Here is a 3599-nt window from a genome sequence, read left to right on the forward strand (position 1 = left end):
CGAGCGCCGCGACGTCGGGCGGAACCGCGGCGAGGCGCACGGCACAGCCGTCGGCGTAGTTGACGATGGCGGCGAGCTGGTGACGCTGCTGTTCGACCTCGATCGCGGCGTCCGCATGCGGGCGGCCGACGCCCTGGAGAAGGCGTCCGCGAAGGCGCCGGATCTGCTGCGCGACCACGAGCAGCGGCTGCTCGGCTGCGCCGAGGACGCCGCCGATCCCGAGCTGAAATGGCATCTCGCCAGGATGCTGCCGCGGCTCGTCCTGGAGGCGCGGGACCGCGCCGCCGCGTTGGACCTGCTCCAGGACTGGCTGGCCGACCCCGGCGTCATCGTACGGGTGGAGGCGCTCTCGGCCTATGCGGCGCTGGCCGGGACCGATCCGGCCCTCGCGGAGGTGCTGCGGACGCGGCTGGACGAGGCGCTCGCGACCGGCCGGCCGGCCGAGAAGGCACGGGCACGGCAGCTCCTGCGCGAGCTCGCAAGCGGGACCGGCGCGTCATGACCGTCGCCGACGAAACTGCGCTGGTCCTGTTCTCGGGCGGCCAGGATTCCACCGTGTGCCTCGCCTGGGCGCTGTCGCGCTATTCGCGGGTCGAGACGATCGGCTTCGCCTACGGCCAGCGCCATGCGGTCGAGCTGTCGGTCCGCCCGGCGATCCGCGCGAAAATGGCGGCGCTGGACGCGAGCTGGGCCGAGCGGCTCGGCGACGACCACGTCATTCCGCTGGAGGCGCTCGGCGCCGTCTCGGAGACGGCGCTGACCCGCGACGTCGCCATCGAGGTCGCCGAGGACGGGCTGCCGACCACCTTCGTGCCGGGCCGGAACCTGGTCTTCCTCACCTTCGCGGGCGCGCTGGCCTATCGGCGTGGCGCCCGTCACCTCGTCGCCGGCATGTGCGAGACCGACTATTCGGGCTATCCGGACTGCCGGGACGACACCATCAAGGCGATGCAGCTCGCCCTCAATCTCGGCATGCAGCGGCGCTTCGTCCTCCACACGCCGCTGATGTGGATCGACAAGGCGCAGACCTTCGGTCTCGCCGACGAGCTGGGGGGCGCTCCGTTCGTCGACCTGCTTCTCGAAGAGACCCACACCTGCTATGTGGGCAACCGCTCGGACCGCCATCCCTGGGGCTATGGCTGCGGCACCTGCCCGGCCTGCCGCCTGCGGGCCGAGGGGTTCTCGAAATGGATGTCGAATCGCTGATGTCGTTCACCCCCGATGTTCGCCGCCGGACCGAAGGTCTGGTTTTCCTTGCACTTTTCGCTCTCACCATCCCGGCCGCGAACTGGCTGATCCAGCACGCCGGGACGACCTGCGTGCCGCACGGCCCGTGCCTGGTGCCGGTGCTGCCCGGCCTCTCCGCCCCGTCCGGCGTGCTGATGGTCGGCGTCGCCCTGGTGCTGCGCGATCTCGTCCAGCGCCGGCTCGGCGTCGCCGTCTCGGCGCTCTCGGTGCTGATCGGCGCGCTGCTCTCGGCCTTTCTGGCGCCGCCGGCCCTGGTGCTCGCCTCGGCGGCCGCCTTCCTGGTCTCCGAGATGGCGGACCTCGCCGTCTACACGCCGCTGGCGCGCCGCCGCATGGTGACGGCCGTGATCGCCTCGGGCGTCGTCGGCCTCGTCGTCGACTCGCTGCTGTTCCTGTGGCTCGCCTTCGGCTCGCTCGACTTCCTGGCCGGCCAGGTGGTCGGCAAGGCCTGGATGGTGCTGCTGTCGATCCCCTTCGTCCTGTGGCTCCGCCGCCGTGACGAGCGCCTGGGGCTGGCGGCTGCGTAGGTCCGTCGGCCGTCATTCCGGGCGCGCCGCAGGCGCGAACCCGGAATCCAGCGGCGGGCTCGGTGTTCGTGTCTGGATTCCGGGTTCGCCGCTGCGCGGCGCCCCGGAATGACCCCCAACAAGGTGGAATCCCCATGTCCGCGGCGCTCTACGAACTGCTCAAGAAGGTGACGACCGCCACCGTCACCACCATGCTGCTCAAGAAGGGCATCAGGCGCTGCTGGATGGCCGGGCCGAAGCCCCTGGTGGGCAGCGGCGAGCGGCTGGTCGGGCCCGCCTTCACGCTGCGCTTCGTGCCGGCCCGCGAGGATCTGGCGACGCCCGAGAGCTGGTCGAAGCCGATCTCCACCCGCGGCGCCATCGAGGCGATGCCGGAGAGCTGCATCGTCGTCGCCGACGCCATGGGCATCACCTCGGCCGGCATCTTCGGCGACATCCTGTGCGCCCGGATGAAGAAGCGGAACGTGACCGCCCTGGTCACCGACGGCGTCATGCGCGACCGCACCGGCGTGCTGGCGAGCGGCCTGCCGGTGTGGTGCGCCGGCGTCGCCGCGCCCGCCTCGGTCAACGGCCTCACCTTCGTCAACTGGCAGGAGCCGATCGGCTGCGGCGGGGTGGCGATCTTCCCGGACGACGTCATCGTGGTGGACGACGACGGCGCCGTGGTGATCCCCAAGGACCTCGTCGAGTATGTCGCCCACGAGGGCGCCGAGCACGAGCTCTACGAGAGCTGGGTGTTCACCGAGGTGGAGCGCGGCGTGCCGCTGCCCGGCCTCTATCCGCCCAACGACGAGGCCAAGGCCCGCTACGCCGCCTGGCGGTCGAGCCGGAGCTGACGCGGGTGGCCTCGGCCTAGCCCGGACGGCTCGGCGGTTCGTGCCGCCGGGTGGCCGGCGACGTCCGGCAACGAAAATACCGCGCGCGCCGGCTTGACGTCCGGTCCGCCGGGCGCTTCACCGGGGCATGTTCTTCTATGTCTCGAAAGCCCTCGGCTTCTTCGCCCTGCCGTCGAACCTCGTGGTCGTGGTGGGGCTCCTCGGCGTGGTGCTGCTCGCCACCCGGTTCCGGCGCCTCGGCGCCGGCCTCGCCGCACCAGCGTGATCCTGGTGGCGGTGGTCGGCTGGTCGCCGCTCGGCAATGTCCTGCTGGTGCCGCTGGAGGATCGCTTCCCGATCGTCCGCGATCCCGGTGACGTCACCGGCATCGTCGTGCTCGGCGGCAGCGTGACGCCCGAGGTGGCGGAGGCCCGCGGCTCCTACATGCTCAACGAGGCCGCCGAGCGGCTGACCGAGACCGCCATGCTGGCGCGGCGCTTCCCCGACGCCAGGATCATCCATACCGGTGGCGACGCCGCCTTCCTGCTGCCCGAGGGCAACGAGTCGGTGGTCGCGATGCGGCTGCTCGAGGATCTCGGCGTCCCGCGCGAGCGCCTGGTCGCCGAGGACCGGGCCCGCAACACGGTCGAGAACGCCGTGTTCTCCAAGGAGATCGCCCAGCCCAAGCCGGGCGAGCGCTGGCTGCTGGTCACCTCGGCCTATCACATGCCGCGCGCCGTCGGCGTGTTCCGCAAGGCGGGCTTCGCGGTCGAGCCCTATCCGGTCGACTTCCGCACCCGCGGGCCGATCGACGACCTGCGGCCGTCCTCCTCGATCGGCGACGGGCTGCGGCGCGCCGACACGGCGATGCGCGAATGGGTCGGGCTGCTGGTCTACTGGCTGACCGGGCGATCCTCGGAGCTCTTCCCGGGGCCGCGCCGCCCTTGAGCGGCGCTCATAGAAAGTCCGGTCGATCGGTTCGGCGTCGTTCCGGGGCGCACCGAAGGTG

At 71.7% G+C, this 3599-nt stretch carries 4 protein-coding genes and 1 pseudogene; all 5 read left to right on the forward strand.

The genetic code is table 11. The annotated features are described in order from the left end of the window. Positions 1–502: hypothetical protein (locus CH341_RS34590; RefSeq protein ID WP_210208668.1), on the forward strand; the 502-nt coding region annotated here is incomplete at its 5' end. After that, the gene (gene queC / locus CH341_RS29445; RefSeq protein WP_111422886.1) at positions 499–1206 is read left to right on the forward strand and encodes a 7-cyano-7-deazaguanine synthase QueC; all 708 of its coding nucleotides are present in this window, start codon (positions 499–501) and stop codon (positions 1204–1206) included. The genes CH341_RS34590 and queC, both read left to right, overlap by 4 nt. Beyond that, on the forward strand, positions 1188–1775 hold the full coding sequence (locus tag CH341_RS29450) for a VUT family protein (protein WP_245431309.1): 588 nt from the start codon (positions 1188–1190) through the stop codon (positions 1773–1775). The genes queC and CH341_RS29450 overlap by 19 nt, the downstream gene beginning before the upstream one ends. 128 nt (positions 1776–1903) lie before the next feature. Continuing rightward, the gene (locus CH341_RS29455) at positions 1904–2611 is read left to right on the forward strand and encodes a ribonuclease activity regulator RraA (RefSeq protein ID WP_425376223.1); all 708 of its coding nucleotides are present in this window, start codon (positions 1904–1906) and stop codon (positions 2609–2611) included. A 127-nt stretch (positions 2612–2738) separates the two neighbouring features. Continuing rightward, positions 2739–3538, forward strand: a pseudogene (locus tag CH341_RS29460) (YdcF family protein). Positions 3539–3599: the final 61 nt, after the last annotated feature.

This window comes from Rhodoplanes roseus, from assembly GCF_003258865.1.
GTDB classification, from domain to species: domain Bacteria; phylum Pseudomonadota; class Alphaproteobacteria; order Rhizobiales; family Xanthobacteraceae; genus Rhodoplanes; species Rhodoplanes roseus.

Excerpts from the sequence above, each read along its gene's own strand:
- CH341_RS29450 (WP_245431309.1), top strand. The coding sequence starts at position 1,188 with ATGGATGTCGAATCGCTGATGTCGTTCACCCCCGATGTTCGCCGCCGG.
- queC (WP_111422886.1), top strand. The coding sequence starts at position 499 with ATGACCGTCGCCGACGAAACTGCGCTGGTCCTGTTCTCGGGCGGCCAG.